The sequence below is a fragment of the Streptomyces sp. NPDC027189 genome (assembly GCF_055566975.1).
Genome location: NZ_JBVHRI010000027.1, coordinates 85,495 through 103,741, shown reverse-complemented (window position 1 = coordinate 103,741; position 18,247 = coordinate 85,495). Strand labels below are relative to the sequence as shown.

Here is an 18,247-nt window from a genome sequence, read left to right as displayed (position 1 = left end):
CCCCACTGCAACCCCGACAGCATCCTCGGGGTGCTCGACTAGGCACTCCGCTTCTTCGCCGCCGCCTTCTTGGTGGGAACCATCTTCGCGGCCGTCTTCTTGGCCGTCGCCTTCCTGGGCATCTCGTGGACGGTGGCGTCCTCGCCGCGGGAGGCCTGCGCCTTCGCCACGGACTCCTTCAGCGCGGCCATCAGGTCGACGACCCCGCCCGGGACGGCCTGCTCCTCGAGCGCCTTGGGCGGCTCCGTGTACTCCCGCTTCGCCTCGATGAGCTGCTCCACCGCGCGTCCGGCCGCCGCGCCGACCTCTTCGGCCGGGCTGCGCACCAGATGCGCGGCACCAGCAACCTCCTCGACGACGTGCGGGACGCGGCGCAACACGCGGCTGACACACACGACCAAGCCCAGCTCACCGGGCGCGCGGCCCTGGACAGCTTCAGACAGCTCTGCGATGCACGCGCCGCACTGGAGGCCTGCCGGCAGCGCAGCGGTATGGACGAACTCACGCTGGTTCAGGAGGCGGTGGCTGCCCGGCAGGCACACACGGATGTGAGGCAGCGTCTGGGCAGGGTTCGCAAGGAACTGGAGGAGGCGGCCTCCGAAGCAGCCGCGGCGGGCCAGGCGCAGAAGGAGGCCTCACGCCGTCTGCAGGAGAGCCGGCCCCGAGCGGAGGCGTCCCATGCGGCAGTGCGCCATTGCCTCACACTCGACGGCCTTGCTGAAGCCCTCTCGGCTACCGGAGGGGACGACGCGGCGGACCACGGCGGTGTCGCGTCCTGGCTCAAGGAGCTGCGCTCCCGCTTGCTGGCCGTCCCGCAGCCGCCCGCGGGCATCGAGGCGTGCGGCGACGCTCTGCGCCTTCACCTGGCCGCCGCTCCGGACGAGGACTGGCACCTCGGGCACGGGCTGGCCCCTGAGCGCATGCCCAGCCACCGGTTGTCCCTGGCTGGACGGCGCATGTCCCCGCACGCCGCCGCGGGGATGGCTGCAGAACGCCGGGTGGAAGCAGAACGGGCCTACAGTCAGGCCGACGAGAACGCCCTGGAGAACTTCATCCTCGGCCAGATCCCCGCGGCCGTCGGCACCGCCTGGGTCGACCTGCAGGACTGGGTGGGTGAAATTAACGAGCAGATGAAGCTGGCCGCAGCTTCCTCCGGAGTCGGCGTCCAGATCAGCCTTGTCCAGCGCAAGGACCTGCCGCCCTCCCTCGCCACCATCCACCACCTGACGTGCGAAAAAGGGGATGCCGAGCGCACCTCGGAGGAACAACGCCGCATCGGGCAGGAACTCCTGGCGGTGATGCGACTCGGCGAGAGCGGGGCAGACACAACCGAACCCTGCAGCCGGGCTGACCGGCTGGCCGAAGCCATCGACATCCGCAACTGGATCAAGGTCCAGTACAAGATCACCCGGAGCGGGACGATCAAGCAGGAAACGTGGGGCGCTCGCGGAGTGACCGTCTCCAAGGGCGAGAGCCGCCTGATCGTCCTAGCACCCATGCTCGCCGCGCTGGCCGCCGAGTACCGCGACGTGCCCCCGCACGCGGCACGCCTGTGCGCGCTGGACGAAGTCCCCGGCGACGTCGACGACCACGGCAGAGACGGTATCGCCGCCTACCTCGAGAGCCTCGACCTGGACCTGATGAGCACCAGCCACAACTGGGACGGCTCCCCAGTCGCTTGGGACGGCATCGACATCTTCGAACTCGAGAAAGCCCCGAACGACACCGTCATCGCCTTCCCCGTCCGCGCCTACAGTCCCCTGCTCCAGGAGGCCACCGGCCACCCCGCCACGTCCCCGGCCGGCACGTCATGAGCCCCACTGACTGCCCTCAGCAGCTCTGCCACAACGGGGCATGCCGGAATGCCGATCTGACCACTCTGCTCTCACCCGACGTGCGATGGCTGTGGGAGCAGATCGCCCGGCGAGCCGACCAGCGCGGGGACACCGCCATGGACAGCCGCACGATCACGATCACCCCACCGGACGCCTCCGCGCAGCGCGCCGCCGTCATCGGCCTGCTGGCCCCGCGCCCGCTGCCCGCCGGCCGCACCCACCGCATCGACCTGCAGCGGTTCACCCAGGCTCTGCAGCGCCGGGGACCGCACCTGACACCGGGCGCGGTAGCCGCCCACGCACTCGGCAGGCCCCTGGCCCAGCGCGTCGCGGACAAGGCCCGGCTCACCGCGCGCCTCACCACCCTGCAGCACCTGCGCAGCCGCCTGGCGCGCGCCCTGGCCCCCACCGCGCCGTTGCGGCCGGACGACACCGGCTGGGACAGCCTGCGCCGCCGCGGCAGCCTCGCCCGCCTCCTGCAGCACCCGAACCCCGAACAGCTGCTGAGAACCGCCTTCGCCGTCCTGCACCAGCTGCCCATCTCGGCACGCGCCGACCGGCGCCTCCTGGCGCACGCGGCCGCCGGCAACCCTCACGCCCTGGACGCCGGAACCGAGCTGGCAGCGCTCGTCCTCGCCGAAGCCGCCACCGCCCGGACCGACGCCGGGGCCAGCACCTCGGCCCGGGAGGCCTGGGACCGGCTCGGCGTCGACCTCGACACCTTCACCGGCGGACTGCTCACCCTGGGTGTCCATCCCACCGGCTGGCACATCCCTCCGGGCCAGCCCAACGTCCTGATCCCGTGGGTGCTGCACCGCGCCGTCTGGCCCGCCCCCTGGCACAGCGAGAACCGGTGGGTCTTCCTCACCGAGAACCCCTCGGTCGCCGCCGCGGCCCTGAACGGCGTCCCGGGCACCGTACGGCTGCTGTGCACGGTGGGGACGCCATCACGTACGGAACTGGACGCCGTCGCACGCCTGGCGGCGGCGGGGTGGCGCATCGCCGTTCGAGCCGACTTCGACTGCGCGGGCCTCGCCCTCGTACGCGCCGTCCTCGCCACCGTCCCCCAAGCCGTGGTGTGGCGCATGACAGCCGACGACTACACCGCCAGCCTGCACCCAGCACCCTTCGAACCAGGCGTCCTGGACGCCGACTGTCTCGGCGAGACCCCGTGGGACCCCGCGCTCGCCGCCGCCATGCGCGCATCCGGCCGACCCGCCTACGAGGAGGCACTCATCGAGGAGCTACTCGCCGACCTCCGCCGCGCATACCCGTCCCCCACTACACCGGCCAGCACCCTGAAGATGTGCACCAAGGCGACGTTGGGGTTGTTGACAGGACGAGATGAAACGACCCCGGCGGCCGTCAGGCCGCTGGGGTCGTCGTGAACGCGGTGTCGGCTTCATGCACGCGGTGTCGCGGGCGTCTCAGTGATCGCGTGGCGGCTGGAGACGCTTCTAACCCAGGGCGGGATAGTCGCCAGCGGCGAGGTCCGCGATCAGGCTCGGGTGGGTGGGCTCCCAGCCGAACCGCCTCTGGGTCAGTGCACTCGAGGATGGCATGTCGAGCGCGAACAAGCGGCCTATGAGGCCGAAACTACCAGGCGATACCGACTCGACCGGCACCGCGAGCACGCCGCCGATAGCCTCGGCCAGCGACCGCATTGTGTCGCCCTCGTCGGCTACCGCGTGTAGGACCGTGCCGGGTGCAGCGTCCTCGAGTGCGATGCGGAACAGCCGGGCGGCGTCGAGCCGGTTGACCGCTGGCCAGCGCTGCGTGCCATCGCCGACGTACGCTGACACGCCCGTTTTCTGCGCGGCGGCGATGAGCACCGAGCAGAAGCCGTATTGCGACGCGCGCTGATGCACGGAGCGCGGCAGCCGTACGACAGAGGAGCGGACGCCCTGGTCGGCCAGGGCCAGCACCATCTGTGAATTGAGGCCGCGGCCACCGACGGGACCGTTGGTGGTGTCGGAGTCCTCCTCGGTGGAGGTGTGGCCCGGCACCATCGGCGTGAGGCCGGCATGCACGAACGGCTTGCCGCTGCCTGCGAGTGCGGCCGCGAAGGTCTGCAGGGCTTGTGTCTCCGCGTCGATGCACGGCCCCAAGTTGCTCCAGTCGTTCCCAAAGGCCAGGTTGATGACGCCTTCTGCCTGGGCGACGCCAGCACGGAGGCTGTCCAGGTCGGTGAGGTCGCCACGGAGCGGCGTCCCGCCCGCGACGGAAACGGCCGCGGCTGCGGCATCGGAACGGACGAGGCCGAGGACCTCGTGACCAGCAGCGATGAGTTCGGGAACTACGACTGAGCCGATGCTGCCGCTGGCTCCTGTAACGAACACGCGCATGGGAGGCTCCAGATGACTGCTGCGACGCTGCGTCGCAGGAAAGGAACTGACGGCCGAGCCGCTCGGGTCGGCGACGCTCACCTCTGAAATTCCCCCGACGAGGCGACCGCATCTCATCGACCCCACTCAGCATTCTAACAATGCATACATGCCGTTATGCTGCATTGCGCGCTGTACAGGTGCTGCTCCGATGTGCGTAGACCCACTGCCAGCGTGCTGCCCTATAACAGTAGGAACCCTAGGTGGTTCGGGGAAAACGGGTACATTCGGAATGACGTGTGGCCGTAGGGGCCGACCATGCGCGTGGAGATAGAGAACGCTGCAGCTGGCTTCTCAGCTGCCAAGGTCTCCTTGGCGGACTCGTTTACCCGCTGGCGCGAGGGGATCATTACCTCGTCGGCAGTCCCCAGCCGCTACGACGATTTAGCGTGCATTTCCGCAGAACGAGAATCCACCTCACCAAAGAAATGAACCATTCAGATGGGACCAGGGAAGATGAATGACGTCAAGCCGTCTTCCGAGGATCTGGCGATCGTTGAGCAGCTGAACAATGACTACGTCCAGTCGGATCAGCACAACGACGTCAAGCGCTTCTGTGAGTTCCTCGCCGAGGACTTTATCGTGCAGACTCCGGGCGTCACGCGGAACCGTGCCGAGTTCTTGGAGTACATAGCTAAGCCACGTACTTCAAGGATCTTTCGGTACATGACGTCAAGATCTGAATCCTCAGTGACGTTGCGCTAATCCATGGCCGCAGCACGTACACCGTGCTCGCTGATGGATCTGAGCAAGAAGCCCTGTACACGGACACGTATCAGAAGCGTGGGGGGACCTGGGACTGCGTGTCAGCCTGGGCGATCGCGCCGGGCACCTGATCGCCGCCGGGGCAGTGGCAGCCACCTCAGCTCACGGCATCGATGAGATGAAGAGCACCCGCGACAGCTGGTAACGCGGTCCGAACCTGACGCAATTCGGGGTGCTGTCGCCGGGGCTGTCCCGCGACGACACCCCGTCACCTCGGCTTGCGTGAGATGTCGTCCGCGGCTTCACTGCATGCGGATGATCGTCTTTCCGTTGACTTTCTGGGCCGGGTTGAAGGCGGCGACAGCGTCGTCGAGGTTCGCGACCTGGCCGATATGCGTCCGCAGACGTCCCTCCCGTACCCGCCGGGCGATCTCGCCCAGCTGGGCGCGGTCGGAGACGACAACGAAGTCGACCGCCAGGCCGTCGGCCGGCCGCACCTCCGGCGGGCCGGTGACGGTGACGAATGTTCCTCCACCTCGCACCAGCCGGGCCGATCGAGCGCCGATGTCGCCGCCGAATACGTCGAAGACGAAGTCGACTCCGCCGACGTCTTCCAGCGTGTCGTTGTCGAGGTCGACGAACTCGTGCGCGCCAAAGTCGAGTGCGCTCTGGTGGTGGGCGGCGCGTCCGGTGCCGATGACGTAGGCACCGGCCTCTCGCGCGAGCTGGGCCGCCATCGATCCGACCGCGCCGGCGGCGCCGTGCACGAGCACGCTCTGCCCCACCGAGAGGTGCCCGTGCTCGAACAGTCCCTGCCAGGCAGTCAGGCCCGTCATCGCGACGCTCGCGCCGACCGTGAAGTCGACGTCACCGGGCAGCGGCGCGAGGTTGCGCGCCTCGACGACGACGTACTGCGCGAGGGTGCCGTCGCGGGTCCAGTCCGTGAGGCCGAACACGCGCTGCCCGACCGACAGCCCTGCCGTTCCATAGCTGAGCGAGGTGACCACGCCGGCCACCTCGTGTCCGGGGATCGAGGGCGTCCGGTCCCGGCCGAGACGATCGACCCAGGTCGAGGGCCACTCCAGCTCGTCCCCGGTGAAACCCGACGCATGAACTTCGACGACGACGTCGCCGTAGTTCGCGCCGTCAAGGCTGGCGAGCCGTGCCGTGTCCGGATCGGGCCGTTCAGCGAGTGTCATCCCCGCGGTTCCGGCGGTGGGGTCCGTGACCACGATCGCTTTCATAGGTGTTTCCTCCTTCTGTACAAGCTCTGTCCGTTCCCGTCGCGAGGTGGACGGGAACGGTGTGCGTGCCGGGCGCCACAACGTGTTCGGCCGGTTGGGCAGGGTCGTCGCGGCCGTGGCGCAGACCCTGCAGGGTCACGTTCGCGTCGATGGGAAAGCCCGGCTGCCACTGCAGGCAGTGGTTGGGAGGCCGCTCGCCTCGCTGGTCCGATCTCGTGATGAGTTTCGCCGGTATCGCCACCCACTCAGTCGCGTGCGTAGCTGCTCCGGCCCGCCGCTGCTCACTACTGCCCGGCGCTAGTGGGCAGCGGGCGCAGGGACGGCTCCGTTTCGGTCGACGCGGCCGACAGATGGGACGCGTCCAAGTCCCGTCACTGCATGGCCACGCCGATGCGCAGTCTCGCGGCTCGTGCCCCGCGCGCACCGTGGCCCACCATCGGGATCGGTCGGTGGCAGGGCGCGTCATGCTGGCATGAGCACGATCTTCTTACCGCCGGCCCGTCCGGCAACCACTCGGGTGAATGCGGCCGGTCCTTCGCTGAGCGGCAGGGGTTCCGGTGCGAGTTTCAAGGTTCCAGCCGCGGCCTGCTCCGCCAGCTGGGCAAGCTGCGCGGCGTTGGGCTCGATGTAGAGGTCCCAACTCGTGATGCCTCGTTCCTCCGGAGGCGCGTCCGAGGTCAGGGAGCACAGCCGGCCGCCGTCACGCACCAAAGGCAGGGCTGCGGCCGCCGTGCCGGCGGCGATGATGAGGGCAGCGTCGAACCCGCCGCGTACCTCGGTCGACCAGTGCGGATCGTGGTAGTCGACGACCTCCATCGCTCCCAGACCGAGCAGACGCTCTGCAGCGGTAGCAGACGCGGTCGCGGTTACCTCGATGCCCTGGGCCGCGGCGAGTTGGACGGCCAGGGCTCCGGTGCCCCCGCCTCCGTTGGTGATCAGGAGCCGCTGTCCTCGGCTGAGGTCCAGCTTCTCCAAAGCCTGCAGCGCGGTGAGCCCGTTGACAGGCAGTGCCGCTGCGTGTGCCGCGTCCAAGCCTGGTGGGCAGGCCGCCGCGTGATCCGCGTTGATCAGAACGCGTTCGGCCCAGAAGCCGCTTCCTCCGGGCAGCGGGGCTTCGTGCGCGAGCACCCGGTCGCCCACGGCAAACTGGGTGACACCCGCACCGACGGCCAGCACCTTGCCTGCGCCCTCCACTCCCAGCGCCGCCGGGGGGCGCAGCCCCACGTCCCAACGAGCGTCGATTTCCAGTTCGTCCCACGGTCCGACCCCGGCGGCCTCAACCGCGACCAGGATCTGGCCCGGCTCGGGAGATGACGGTTCGGGCAGTTCCAGCAGGGCGACTTCCGTCTCTGCCCTGAACACTCCGCACGCCTTCATAGTGGATCTTTGTCCTCTCACTCGGTCCGGCCGACCAGGAGGTACGGGCCGGGAACCCAAATCCGGCATCGATGCCGAATAGGGGCATTCCGCACACCTTCACAGTAGATCTTTGTCCTCGCGCTCAGTTCGAGATGGCGAAGCCGGAGTCGGGCTGGTCGAAGTACGGCACCATGGCCCCCTGCGGCCAGCGGCGGATGTAGTCCTCCTGGTTGGGAATGAACTGCGGCTCGCCAGTGCGGATCACATAGGGCAGCGCGCTGGGGGCGTCTAGCGGCAGGCCTTGCAGGGCCGCCACCGGTATCGGGATCCCGGCATCGGAGGAAACGCGTAGGCGGCCTTGCGTGATGAACGCTAGCGCGGCGCCGGTACCACCGAATGTCGCGGCGAGCCGGGTCAGGACGACCTGCCGTACTTCTTGCTCCGTGACTGCAGTCATCACGGCGGAAGAGAAGGCCGCGATCTCGTCTGCGCGCTGACGCTCAGCACTCAGCGCGTCCTTCGCTCTGCGTCTGCGCGCTTCCCTCTTGGTGTCATCGCGGATCACTCCGAAGACCCGCTCAGGGCCGCCAGACCCCAGAATGAGCCGACGGGCCCGGCAGACCAGAAGGTGCCAGCCATCGCGCTCGGTAAGGAACCGCAACCTGATCCAGGGGGACCGGGCGGCCGTCGAACGCACGAGCCACCGCAGCGCCCCGCGGTCATCGGGGTGGACTCGCCGAACCACCTCGGACAACGACATGGAGGCCTCCGGGAACAGCGCCGCCAAGGCGGGTGCACCACCCAGCCACTCCAGCTCGCGCTCCTGGGGTGAAAACATGCACAGACCGAGGTTGGCGGCCTTGGCTGCCAGACGGAACGGGATCAGCAGGGCGCCCAAGTCGTTTCCCGCGTTCAATGAGTGCACCCACACCAGCGACTCGCGACCTACGGGATCATTCACTGGTCGTGCCTCGACAAGGCAGACGACAGATGCTGTACCTGGCCCGGGGAACTCCAGCACCCGCATCGCGACCGTCTTCGTCGTGGCGGCGTGGGCCACGAGACTCTTGACCGCAGTCAGCTGGCTTGCGGGCAACAGATCACCGAAGCCACGACCCACGCACTGCTCCACGGACCTGCCCAGTGTCCTGGCCATTGCCGCGTTGAGGCTGCGGATCGCTCCGTCCGGGGTCAAAAGAGCCGACGGTGTAGCCATCTGAAGAAGTTCGTCCGAGGCGTCCATTTGCCGCTCACCCTCATCGTCGAGCGATATGACCTCGTCGTCCTTCATCAACTATCTGCCGCAGAGCAGGCCTCGTCCACGCGGCCGGTCACTCTGGGGCGGCACCGGCCGACTGCGTGTATCGACGAACGCCTACGATCGTCCTCCCGGTGATCCGCTCGGTCGGATCGAAGGCGACAGCGGCGTCATCGCGGGTCGGGACGTTGCCGATGGTCACGTGCGCCTGGTCAATGGGGAGGGGACAAACAGAGGGGCGGGGACCGCTTCGGCCTCAGAGGCGGCGCTGGGGGCCTGGATCGTCCCGTGGTAGTGCCGGCCCGGAACCCAGGCGCACTCGGCCGGGTGCGGCTCCGGCCGGTCTCGCCGCCCGGGAGACGCACAGAAAAAAGGACCTTGAGGTCCCTTTTCAATCCTGCTAGCCTACGCAGCGGTAATCTGGCCTATGTGGCGGAACAGGCGCGCGACAGAAACGACTCCCGGCTGACTGAGCGCGGGCGGGCGACTCGGGAGCGCATTTTGAGGGCTGCCGCCGACATGATGTACGTCAGGGGCGTGTCTGCCACGACCCTCGACGAGGTCAGGGCGGCGAGCGGAACGAGCAAATCCCAGCTCTACCGCCACTACCCCGACAAGGATGCACTGGTGCGGGACGTTGTCGCCTTGCAAGCTGCTGAACTGCTCAAACGTCAGCACCAGCTACTTCAGCGGCTCAACTCCCTCCGCGGGCTGGGGCGCTGGCGGGACGTGCTGATCGAACACAACGCGCTCCGAAACGGAGCGTACGGCTGCCCGCTCGGATCCCTTGCAAGCGAGTTGGCCGATCAGGACGAAGAGGCACGCGAGGCGCTCGCCCGGCACTTCGACAGCTGGGAGGGACTACTCGAGGCCGGGCTCGAGCGAATGAAGGACTCGGGAGTCCTCAGGGCCGACGCAGATGCCACAGAGCTGGCCACCGGCCTCATGGCCGCCCTTCAGGGTGGCTACCTCCTTGCGCAGACAGCCCAGGACGTCAAACCCATGAGGATCGCCCTGGACATGGCGATCGGCCACGTCAAGGCCTATACCGTGCCTGCCGAGGACACCAGTCCACCGGCGGAAGGCCCTTCAGGGCACTAAGCCGTCTGCGGCAGAGCGGCACCAAGAAATCCTGGTGCCGCACCGCAGGCGGTCGCGTCGCAGTCTCCGGCACCGGACCTTCACCGCCTCCCGACATCCATAGCCGGGCCGGACGGGCCTCGGTTTGCCGGCAGAAGGAGGCGTCCGTCCTCACATTCCGCGCCCGGCGTAGCCCCTTCTGCGCCTGTGCGTAGCCCAGCCTCAAGTCAAAAGCAGAGGCCCTCTCCGCAAGAGAGGACTATTTAGTCCTGAAAAGTGGCCGACTTGCGGTACGTTTGGAGAGAGCGGTCTCCTGCGGACAGCTGAGCGGTCAAGCCTCACAAGGATCTCCAGGGCGGTAAGCACCATGCACGTGGACGTCCAGTGCTCAATGGTCGGTCCCATCCGGCTGCGCAACCAGGGGGTCGAGGCCGGAGCCGGCCAGCCGGGGCAGCGCGCTGTCCTAGCTGCGCTGTTGCTCAGGCCAGGCAAACCGGTGAGCGCCTCGAAACCGGCGGAGCACGTGCCCGGCGGCGACGCCCCTCCGGCCGCCGCCGGTTACGTTCGCGCGTACGTCTACCGCCCCAGGCAGGCACTGAGGGAGCAGAGCAACAGTTCCGTGAGCCTGATAGACGGGGGGGCCGCCCGCGGCAGAGCCAACGGGACGCCCTAGACCTGAACAGGTTCACGGAGGTGACGGCAAGAGCGTGGAAGGCCCGCAGCGCCGACGGCCTGGCATCCGTGGCGGGCCTTCTCGCCCAGGACCTCGGGAGCGCCAACGCCGCGCCGTCAGGCGGTCGCCGGAACCCACCTTGGGGCCTTGGCCGGTCGGCCGGGGCACTCGATTGATAGAGGAGTTGATCACCATGGACGGACAGAAGCTGCAGAAGATCGCGGGCGACTGCACCGTGGAACTGCCCGGCGCCGACCTGGAGCATCGTTTCGGCCCCGACTGGGACCTCTACAAGGTGCGCGGCAAGGTTTTCATGCTCATGACCGACATGCCGGGGCACCCTGTCGTGATCCTGAAAGCTGATCCGGACGACGCCGCAGCCCTACGTGAACGGCACACAGACATCACCCCCGGCTATCACATGAACAAGAGGCACTGGATCACGGTGGAAGGCGGGGGCACCGTCGACGAGAAGCTGGTGAAGGAACTCGTGATCGACTCCTACCGTCTCGTGGTCGGCGGACTTCCCAAATCCGAGCAGCCTGTGGATCCGCACACCTACGGCCACCGGGCCTGACCTCCGCCATGCCCGTCGAGCCCCTCGCCGCCCGCGGTACGACCAGTCCAGCGCGGCTACGGCAGGCCTTTGAGAGTGATCTGATTCGAGCTGGACGGGGTGTGCGCCGCGCGCTGGCCGCAGCCATGCGCGACGCTGTCCGCAGCGGCCGCCTGGCACCCGGCACACGGCTGCCCTCCTCCCGCCAACTCGCCGCCGACCTCGGCCTTGCCCGCAACACCGTGGCTGACGCCTATGGCGACCTCGTCGCCGAGGGATGGCTTACCGCCCGCAGAGGCTCGGGCACACTCGTGGCAGACAGAACGATCACTCGACCGGTCTCGGTCCGCTCGTCCGCCCAGCCGCCCGGTGAACCTTGCTACGACCTGATCCCAGGCAACCCCGACCTCACCGCTTTTCCTCGCGCAGCCTGGCTGAGGGCCACACGCCGCGCCCTGGCCGCGGCTCCCGACGACGCGTTCGGCTACGGTGACCCCCGCGGCCGGCCGGAGCTACGGGCCGCACTCGCAGACCATCTCGCACGAGCCCGGGGCGTATACACGAGTCCGGAGCACATACTGATCTGCGCCGGCATCTCCCACGGCCTGCAGATCCTGAGCAAAGTCCTGGCCGGCCGTGGGGCAAGGAATGTCGCCGTCGAGTCCTACGGCCCAGACAGGCACCGCGGCCTGCTGGCGGCTGCCGGGCTGGAGACCCTCTCGCTTCCCCTGGATACTCACGGGACCTACCCGGTCCCGCCTGACGGCACCGATACGGTCCTGCTCATGCCGGCTCACCAATTCCCTGTGGGCACGACACTGCAGCGCGATCGCCGGACGGCAGTCGTGGACTGGGCCAGACGGACAGGCGGGCTGGTCCTGGAGGATGACTACGACGGTGAGTTCCGGTTCGACCACCAGTCTGTCGGAGCGCTCCAGGGACTCGCTCCAGACTGCGTGGTCTATCTGGGTACCGCCAGCCAGACCCTTGCTCCTGGCCTGCGGCTGGCCTGGATGGCGCTGCCTCCCACGCTCGCTGAGGAAGCTGTGGCGGCCAAGGGACAGACCGACTCGTCCGAGGTATTGAGCCAGCTGGCCATGGCGGAATTCATCACCTCCGGCACCTACAGCCGTCACGTACGTGCTGCCCGTCGGCGCTACCGCGATCGGCGGGACTCTCTGGTCACAGCCCTGGCCCAGCACGCCCCGAAGGTGCGCGTCACAGGGACAGCGGCTGGCCTGCATACCGTGCTCAGTCTGCCGCCCGGGACCGAGCAGCGCGTCCTTCAGTCGGCGACCCGGCAGGGACTCAAAGTGGCTGGCCTGTCTCGATACCGCCATGCACGGTCCCTGCACGTCATGGCCGATGCCCTCGTCGTGGGATACGGGGGGCCCTCCGACGCTGTGTGGCCTCAGGCACTCTCCGCGCTCATGCGGATCCTTTCCTGACGCGCCCCCAAGTGGCCGGGCACTCGAACGCGTATCTTTCTAGGTGCGACGTCTCACGTCACAGCTGCCTGGGGTGCGCCGTCAGGAATGCACTCGCAGATTGGGCTGGCCGGCGTGTTGCGCAGGCTTCGAGACAGTCACGCGCTTCCTCCCGAGGCGCCGATCGACCAGCTCGCGACCGGGCAGGTATATCGAGAGCCTGTCCGCCCGCTGATTCCACTCCGGACCGAGCCACGGATGGGGATGTGATCCTCGCCGAGGCCCGTTCGGGCCGATGAAGCAGCACGTGCGATCCGCGGGGCGACAGGCAGGCGTGGACGAGTACTGGCGGCGGCCTTGTTCGGCGTCAAGTGCCGTCAGGGTGACGGCGAGATTTGCCGTGAGCACTCATCGTGCTGACTGGTCGTGTCGGTGTGCGGATTGCGTGCCGCGATGACGGTGAACAGGGTGGCGACGAGGGCAAAAGCGCCGTAGCCGAGCGCGATCTTCGGCAGCGAAAAGGCGTTGGCCAGTTGGCCGGTGATGAGGCTGGGAATGGTCGCGCCGCTGTAGCTGAGGAGATACACCACGGCGAAGATCGGTGCCCGGTCTGCCAGGCTGCTGCCAGACAGCAGGCTGCGGGTGGTGCCACTGATGGCGATGCCCTGACCGGCCCCGGCGACGATAGTTGCGGCGATGAACAAGGGAAGTGCACCGGTGGCGATCGCTGTGATGATGCCGATCCAGCCGGCGAAGAAGGCCGCCATGCCGATGCGTTGAGCTCCCCCCGGTGCGAATCGGCCACTGAGGGGAGCGCCCAGAGCACTGGGGGCCATGTAAGCGGCGAACACCAGGCCCAGGACGAGTGAACTGTGCGTGCGAAGCTGGTCTTCGACCAGCGCGGGCACGAAGGCTTGGTAGAACGCCCCGGTAGCCCAGGTGGACAAGAGGACTGCAGCCGTGACGGCGAGCAGATGCCTGACCCGGACCGGTACGCGGACAGTGGGCTTCAGTGATCGCCACGCGCCGGGGACGGGGGCTACGGTGTCCGGGCTGATGGCGATGAGCACGGTGGACAGCAGGAGCAGGCCGACGGAAATGAGGTAGATGAGGTCGCGTGGCCAGGGGCCGAACTGGACCAGGGCACCGGAGGCGATGGCGCCTATGGCAAGGCCGAGCATGACTGTCTGGCTGGACGCGACGGAGGCCAGCCAGGCCGGCTTTGCGGGTGCGGTGTCGACGATGTACGCGGTGAGGCTGCTGCTGGCCAACCCGGCACCCAGACCCATCAGGAGCCGGCCGGCGATCAGGACGCCTATGTGGTGCACGTTCAACAGCACCACGCAGCCCAGCACGAGCAGGCCGAGGCTGGCGAGGGCCGTGGGCCGCCGGCCCACATGGTTGGACAGCCGTCCCAGTACCAGCAGCGTGCTGATGGTGGCGGCGGAGTAGGCGACGACTGTCATCGAGATGCCCGCGTTGGTGAACCCGTCCTGGGCCCGGTAGACGTTGAACAGGGGGATCGTCGAGCCCACCGCGGCAAACGCGGCCGCCAGGGAGAGCACCGCGGACAGGAATGCAAGCCGGAATGTTCTGCCCTGACGATCCTGATTCGGCGCTGGGGCCACATTGTGCATCGAGCAGTGTCCTTTTCTCGTTCTGAATCAGGCAGCGCACCGGCTTCTGTCGTGGGCGGTTACAGCCGGCCCCGCGACTGCTGGCTCCTGCGAGCTCCGTCTTCGCGTCACGGCTGTGGTTCGCCCCGTAGGTTCGCCTGGCCCTTCGATCATGCAGTAACGGGACTGTTTCGTCCATACTGAGGCACGCGTCATGCTCCGACAAACACGCCCCTTGCCCTGCGCTCGCCAGCGCTTCCGCGCCAGGCTCGATTAATGTCGCCTTTGGACTGAGTAAACGGTGATCGGGTGCGTCTGTACGCGGGACTACCTGCCATCACCCCGTAGTGCTTCCGCCTTCCCATCTTTGGACTCTGACGTCCACTTTGGGGTTAGGGTGAAGGTAGTGACTCGAGGGCCGAGCCGAGATCGCAGCAGCCCGTTGGATTGGCCGGCTCTGGTTGGACGGACCGTGCCGCGCAGGCAGGGAACCGGAGACAGGGAGGCGTCTCGTGAAGGCGATTGTGGTGACGGATCAGGCAGCGGGAACGGCCGGGATGACGCTGACCGAGCGTCCGGAGCCAAAGGCCGCGGGCAACGACGTGCTCGTTTGATGAGGATCTGCGAAAACGAAAACGGGTCTGGTCGGAATTTCGTGGCGGTCACGATCGCAGCAGGACGCGGGTGCGGAGGAGTCTGAAGGAGCCTCGGCCGTACATCTGCCGCTTGATCGTCTTAAACGGTTGACGTGGCCTTCGACGACGCCGGAGCTGTAGTCGAGTGTCATGCCGGCGAGGACGGCGTCCCAGTCCTGGCGGAGGAATCCGGCGAAGCCCCGCACGGGCCCGGGCCCGTTGGTCTCGGCCTCGCGGACCCAGTCGGCGAGGAGGTGCCCTCGCCGGTCGCGGACCAGGCCGGTGAAGACGCGTGCCAGGTCGCAGGCGGTGGCGATGTCCGGGCAGGCGATGCGCACCTCGTCGAGCTGGTCTTGTTCCTCACGGCTGAGTCCGTCGCGCTGTCTCATGATCCATGAGGTGATCTTGCGTGGTGTGGGGATGGGACGGGGAGGCTCTGCCGCGGCGGTGCCGCCGCGCATGGTGCGGATGTAGAGGCGGACGGCCTGATGGTTGCCGCGGTAGCCGTGCTCGTGGATCTCGCGGTAGAGCTGGGCGGCGTTGGTGCAGCCGTCAGTGAACCGTTGTTGCAGGTAAGGCCGGTAGGGGTCGAGTTGACGGGGGCGGCGGTCGCGGGCCGAGGCGATCAGCACCTCAAGATCGGTGGTCAGGTAGCGGCGGACGGTTTTGCGGTCCAGTCCGAACCGGCGGGCGATGGCGCTGATCGTCCACGTCGCCTCTCGTAATCGGTGGATCTCCGCATACCGTTCGCTGACCCGCTGTATGAGCGGGGTGGCGGGGGTGTTGTTGAGCGGCGGCGTCAGTGGCAGCAGGGCCGTGGGTGGTGCGGTTGGCGGCGCGGGTGCGTCCGCGTCGTCCAGGGCGTATTTGTGCAGGCAGGCGCGGTGTTGGTGGCAGGTCTTCTCGATCGCGGCGGACAGGTTTTGCAGCATGTGCCAGCGGTCGGCCACCTCGGTGGCATCTGGCACCGCCTCCTTGATCGCGCGGCTGTAGCCGCTGTCGCGGTCCCGGCAGATGATCTCGGCGCCGGGGTGTGCGGTGAGCCAGGCGGCCAGCGTCTCGCCGGTGCGGTCGGGCAACAGGTCGATGGGTGTGGAGGTCTCGACGTCGAGCAGGATGGTCCCGTAGGTGCGCGAGCGGCGGAAGGCGAAGTCGTCGACGCCCAGCACTCGTGGGCTGCAGGCGGGAACGTCGGGCGCGTGCAGCTGGCCGAGCAGCCGGGCCTGGCCGGTGGGTATGGCCAGCGAGCGGCACAGCCGCATACCCGGCCGACCGCCCGCCGTGAGCGCAACGGAGCGCCAAAGCGTCTTCACGCCGGGCCCGGCACGGGCATAGCGCGTGGTCAGGCCCTCGACCTGCTCGACGAACGTGCGCCGTGCGCAGCCGGCGGCGTCGCAGAAGAATCGCCGGACCTCCAGCTTCACCACCATTCGGCGCCCGCTGACCGGGTACTCGGCGAGCCGTCGTCCGTAACGGCTGTGCACCCGGCGCGAGACGGTCGCGCAGTCCGGGCACGTCAACTCCGGTACGACGCTGTGGGCTTCGGCCACAACTACCCCGTCCACCTCGGCCAACCGGTCCAGCACCATCCCCACGGCATCCGGGAACAGCACGTCCTTCATCGCGGACAGAAACTTCATGACCAGGGCATTCCCGCACGGAAACACGACGCGGTCGAGGGTCAGTTATTTCGCCATTGACGGCGGCTTGAGCGTCACGCAATGCCTGGGAGGCACCCCCGGCGGCGGCGCGCACGCTCGTGGGATTGATGCCCCGGCGGTAGTTGCTTGTCCTACAGAGGCGAGTCAGCGGTCCTGTAGCTGGGTGGCTTGCGCAGGGCAGTCAGCTCTGCGGTGTGATGCCCAAGGACTGGATGAGCTGGGCCAGTTCTTCGCGGAAGAGCTTCTCCGGGCTGAGGGCCTGGGTCTGCAGGTGGCCGTAGATCTCCAGTGACACCAGGCCGTGCAGGTGGCTCCAGATACGCAGGGCAAGGGCCACGGCGGCCGGGGGCAGGTCGGGGAAGGCCGGGCGGACCTTGTCCAGCAGACCGAGGTCGAAGTCGGACCACTCGAAGTCGCTGTTCGAGTAACGGAGTTCGGCGTGCGGCCAGGCCGCCGCTGCGAGTGCGGTGATGCCAGTGCAGACACGGCGGGCGGCTTCCGGAGCGGCGCCGCCCTCGGGCGGATGGTAGCCGGGGACGGGGTCGCCGTAGATGAGGCGGAAGCCCTCTGGGTTGGCCAGCGCCCAGTTCCTGAAGGCGCGGGCCCATGCCTGGATCCGAGCGGCCGGATCCTGAGCTGGGGCGGCGTCCCAGGCGGCGTCCACGGTGTCGGCCAGCGAGGTGTAGACGTTGCTGATCAGCGTGGTGACCAGGTCGTCGCGGGTGGCGAAGTAGCCGTAGATGGCGTTGGCCGTCATACCCATCTCGCGCGCGATGGCCCGCAGCGTGATCGCGCCCGGTCCCCCCGAGGCCATCAACTCCAGCGCGACCTTCTTGATCTCAGCGGTCGTCTCGGCCCTCAACCGCTCGCGGCGCCCCTTGGTGTTTCCCACGCTTTCCATGGCTACTCACTCTACAGCGTCACAATACTGTGCGCCGTATTAATACTTCACGCCGTATAGTCTCTGCCTGCCGTGAAGGTAGGCGGCGGTACGAGCAACTACCCAGGGAGAGCCATGCACATCGGAGTCATCGGGGCCACAGGCGGCATCGGCAGTCGCGTCGTCACCGAAGCCCTCGACCGGGGGCATCACGTCACGGCCTTCAGCCGCGACGCCACGCGGATCGACGAGGACCGCAAGAACGTCGTCTGGAAGAGCGTCGACGTCCTCGACGCCGACGCCGTCGCCGCCGTCATACCCGGCCTCGACGTACTGATCAGCGGATTCCAGCCCGGAAACGCCGCCAAGGACATCGCCGACACCGTGGCCCGATCGATCGCCGATCCCACGGTGTACGCCACCGCCGCGCGAGCACTCCTGAAGGCGCTGGAAAGCCACCCACGGACCCGGCTCATCGTCATCGGCGGTGCCGGCAGCCTGGAGATCGAGCCCGGAGTCGTACGGGCCGACTCCGACGAACTCCTGCACGAAACCCTCGACGAGATCGGCCTGCCGAGGGAGTACGCCGCCGCGGTGCGAGGACACCGCGACGCCCTGAACGTCCTGCGCACCTCCAACCGGCTGTGGACCTACTTCAGCCCCGCGGAGGACATCGCACCCGGCGAACGTACGGGCCGGTTCCGAATCGGAGGCGACCAGCCGGTACTCGACGCGGAAGGGCGCAGCCGTATCTCCATGGAGGACTCCGCCGTCGCCCTTGTCGACGAGGCCGAACTGCCTCGCTTCATCCAACGCCGCTTCACCATCGGCTACTGACCGACACCAACGGACCAAGGCTGCATCTGTCGGATCGCCCTGAGTGTGCGCCGCCGCGCCGGTAGGACCGGAAAACCACGGAAGCGCGTTCGGGATC

Annotated in this window: 14 protein-coding genes; 6 read left to right on the top strand and 8 right to left on the bottom strand. The window is 68.0% G+C overall.

Annotation, left to right across the window (positions count from 1 at the left end):
• Positions 1 to 38 precede the first annotated feature (38 nt).
• A complete protein-coding gene (locus ACZ4RZ_RS41025; protein ID WP_467752568.1) occupies positions 39 to 326 on the bottom strand; it encodes a hypothetical protein in 288 nt (95 codons plus the stop codon).
• A 3-nt stretch (positions 327 to 329) separates the two neighbouring features.
• On the opposite strand from ACZ4RZ_RS41025, the gene ACZ4RZ_RS41020 reads away from it, so the two are divergent.
• Both ACZ4RZ_RS41020 and ACZ4RZ_RS41015 read left to right on the top strand, forming a co-directional pair.
• Positions 330 to 1,814 (top strand): SbcC/MukB-like Walker B domain-containing protein, encoded by a 1,485-nt coding sequence (locus ACZ4RZ_RS41020; protein WP_467752567.1) that lies wholly within the window; start codon positions 330 to 332, stop codon positions 1,812 to 1,814.
• The gene (locus tag ACZ4RZ_RS41015) at positions 1,811 to 3,223 is read left to right on the top strand and encodes a DUF2399 domain-containing protein (RefSeq protein ID WP_467752565.1); all 1,413 of its coding nucleotides are present in this window, start codon (positions 1,811 to 1,813) and stop codon (positions 3,221 to 3,223) included. Before ACZ4RZ_RS41020 ends, ACZ4RZ_RS41015 begins: the two co-directional genes overlap by 4 nt.
• Positions 3,224 to 3,292: 69 nt before the next feature.
• Here ACZ4RZ_RS41015 and ACZ4RZ_RS41010 read toward each other — a convergent pair whose 3' ends face one another.
• The 4 genes from ACZ4RZ_RS41010 to ACZ4RZ_RS40995 form a co-directional block, all read right to left on the bottom strand.
• On the bottom strand, positions 3,293 to 4,180 hold the full coding sequence (locus ACZ4RZ_RS41010) for an SDR family oxidoreductase (RefSeq protein ID WP_467752594.1): 888 nt from the start codon (positions 4,178 to 4,180) through the stop codon (positions 3,293 to 3,295).
• A gap of 1,046 nt (positions 4,181 to 5,226) precedes the next feature.
• Positions 5,227 to 6,168, bottom strand: a complete 942-nt coding sequence (locus ACZ4RZ_RS41005) for an NADP-dependent oxidoreductase (protein ID WP_467752563.1) — start codon at positions 6,166 to 6,168, stop codon at positions 5,227 to 5,229.
• A 462-nt stretch (positions 6,169 to 6,630) separates the two neighbouring features.
• On the bottom strand, positions 6,631 to 7,530 hold the full coding sequence (locus tag ACZ4RZ_RS41000) for a zinc-binding dehydrogenase (RefSeq protein WP_467752561.1): 900 nt from the start codon (positions 7,528 to 7,530) through the stop codon (positions 6,631 to 6,633).
• Positions 7,531 to 7,669: 139 nt separating this feature from the next.
• Positions 7,670 to 8,818, bottom strand: a complete 1,149-nt coding sequence (locus ACZ4RZ_RS40995; RefSeq protein ID WP_467752559.1) for a PAS domain-containing protein — start codon at positions 8,816 to 8,818, stop codon at positions 7,670 to 7,672.
• 396 nt (positions 8,819 to 9,214) lie between these two features.
• Between ACZ4RZ_RS40995 and ACZ4RZ_RS40990 the strand changes: the two genes are divergently transcribed.
• The 3 genes from ACZ4RZ_RS40990 (at position 9,215) to pdxR (ending at position 12,542) form a co-directional block, all read left to right on the top strand.
• Positions 9,215 to 9,886, top strand: a complete 672-nt coding sequence (locus ACZ4RZ_RS40990; RefSeq protein ID WP_467752557.1) for a TetR/AcrR family transcriptional regulator — start codon at positions 9,215 to 9,217, stop codon at positions 9,884 to 9,886.
• A gap of 845 nt (positions 9,887 to 10,731) precedes the next feature.
• Positions 10,732 to 11,115: an MmcQ/YjbR family DNA-binding protein gene (locus tag ACZ4RZ_RS40985; RefSeq protein ID WP_075033306.1), complete on the top strand. Its 384-nt coding sequence runs from the start codon at positions 10,732 to 10,734 to the stop codon at positions 11,113 to 11,115.
• Positions 11,116 to 11,123: 8 nt separating this feature from the next.
• Positions 11,124 to 12,542, top strand: a complete 1,419-nt coding sequence (gene pdxR / locus ACZ4RZ_RS40980; RefSeq protein ID WP_467752556.1) for a MocR-like pyridoxine biosynthesis transcription factor PdxR — start codon at positions 11,124 to 11,126, stop codon at positions 12,540 to 12,542.
• A gap of 356 nt (positions 12,543 to 12,898) precedes the next feature.
• Here the strand turns inward: pdxR and ACZ4RZ_RS40975 are convergent, their stop codons facing one another.
• The 3 genes from ACZ4RZ_RS40975 to ACZ4RZ_RS40965 all read right to left on the bottom strand — a co-directional run bounded on the left by ACZ4RZ_RS40975 (position 12,899) and on the right by ACZ4RZ_RS40965 (position 17,334).
• Positions 12,899 to 14,158, bottom strand: coding sequence for an MFS transporter (locus ACZ4RZ_RS40975; protein WP_467752554.1), 1,260 nt, complete (start codon positions 14,156 to 14,158; stop codon positions 12,899 to 12,901).
• 514 nt (positions 14,159 to 14,672) lie between these two features.
• On the bottom strand, positions 14,673 to 16,412 hold the full coding sequence (locus ACZ4RZ_RS40970; protein WP_467752553.1) for an ISL3 family transposase: 1,740 nt from the start codon (positions 16,410 to 16,412) through the stop codon (positions 14,673 to 14,675).
• A gap of 202 nt (positions 16,413 to 16,614) precedes the next feature.
• Positions 16,615 to 17,334, bottom strand: a complete 720-nt coding sequence (locus ACZ4RZ_RS40965; protein ID WP_467752552.1) for a TetR/AcrR family transcriptional regulator — start codon at positions 17,332 to 17,334, stop codon at positions 16,615 to 16,617.
• A 114-nt stretch (positions 17,335 to 17,448) separates the two neighbouring features.
• Between ACZ4RZ_RS40965 and ACZ4RZ_RS40960 the strand changes: the two genes are divergently transcribed.
• Positions 17,449 to 18,150, top strand: coding sequence for an NAD(P)-dependent oxidoreductase (locus tag ACZ4RZ_RS40960; RefSeq protein WP_467752550.1), 702 nt, complete (start codon positions 17,449 to 17,451; stop codon positions 18,148 to 18,150).
• Positions 18,151 to 18,247: the final 97 nt, after the last annotated feature.

What these genes read in the sequence shown, in the direction of transcription:
- ACZ4RZ_RS41020 (WP_467752567.1), top strand. Translation starts at nt 330, where the DNA reads ATGCGCGGCACCAGCAACCTCCTCGACGACGTGCGGGACGCGGCGCAA.
- ACZ4RZ_RS40975 (WP_467752554.1), bottom strand. Translation starts at nt 14,158, where the DNA reads ATGCACAATGTGGCCCCAGCGCCGAATCAGGATCGTCAGGGCAGAACA.
- pdxR (WP_467752556.1), top strand. Translation starts at nt 11,124, where the DNA reads ATGCCCGTCGAGCCCCTCGCCGCCCGCGGTACGACCAGTCCAGCGCGG.
- ACZ4RZ_RS41015 (WP_467752565.1), top strand. Translation starts at nt 1,811, where the DNA reads ATGAGCCCCACTGACTGCCCTCAGCAGCTCTGCCACAACGGGGCATGC.
- ACZ4RZ_RS40960 (WP_467752550.1), top strand. Translation starts at nt 17,449, where the DNA reads ATGCACATCGGAGTCATCGGGGCCACAGGCGGCATCGGCAGTCGCGTC.
- ACZ4RZ_RS40995 (WP_467752559.1), bottom strand. Translation starts at nt 8,818, where the DNA reads ATGAAGGACGACGAGGTCATATCGCTCGACGATGAGGGTGAGCGGCAA.
- ACZ4RZ_RS41010 (WP_467752594.1), bottom strand. Translation starts at nt 4,180, where the DNA reads ATGCGCGTGTTCGTTACAGGAGCCAGCGGCAGCATCGGCTCAGTCGTA.
- ACZ4RZ_RS41005 (WP_467752563.1), bottom strand. Translation starts at nt 6,168, where the DNA reads ATGAAAGCGATCGTGGTCACGGACCCCACCGCCGGAACCGCGGGGATG.
- ACZ4RZ_RS40970 (WP_467752553.1), bottom strand. Translation starts at nt 16,412, where the DNA reads ATGAAGTTTCTGTCCGCGATGAAGGACGTGCTGTTCCCGGATGCCGTG.
- ACZ4RZ_RS40965 (WP_467752552.1), bottom strand. Translation starts at nt 17,334, where the DNA reads ATGGAAAGCGTGGGAAACACCAAGGGGCGCCGCGAGCGGTTGAGGGCC.
- ACZ4RZ_RS40985 (WP_075033306.1), top strand. Translation starts at nt 10,732, where the DNA reads ATGGACGGACAGAAGCTGCAGAAGATCGCGGGCGACTGCACCGTGGAA.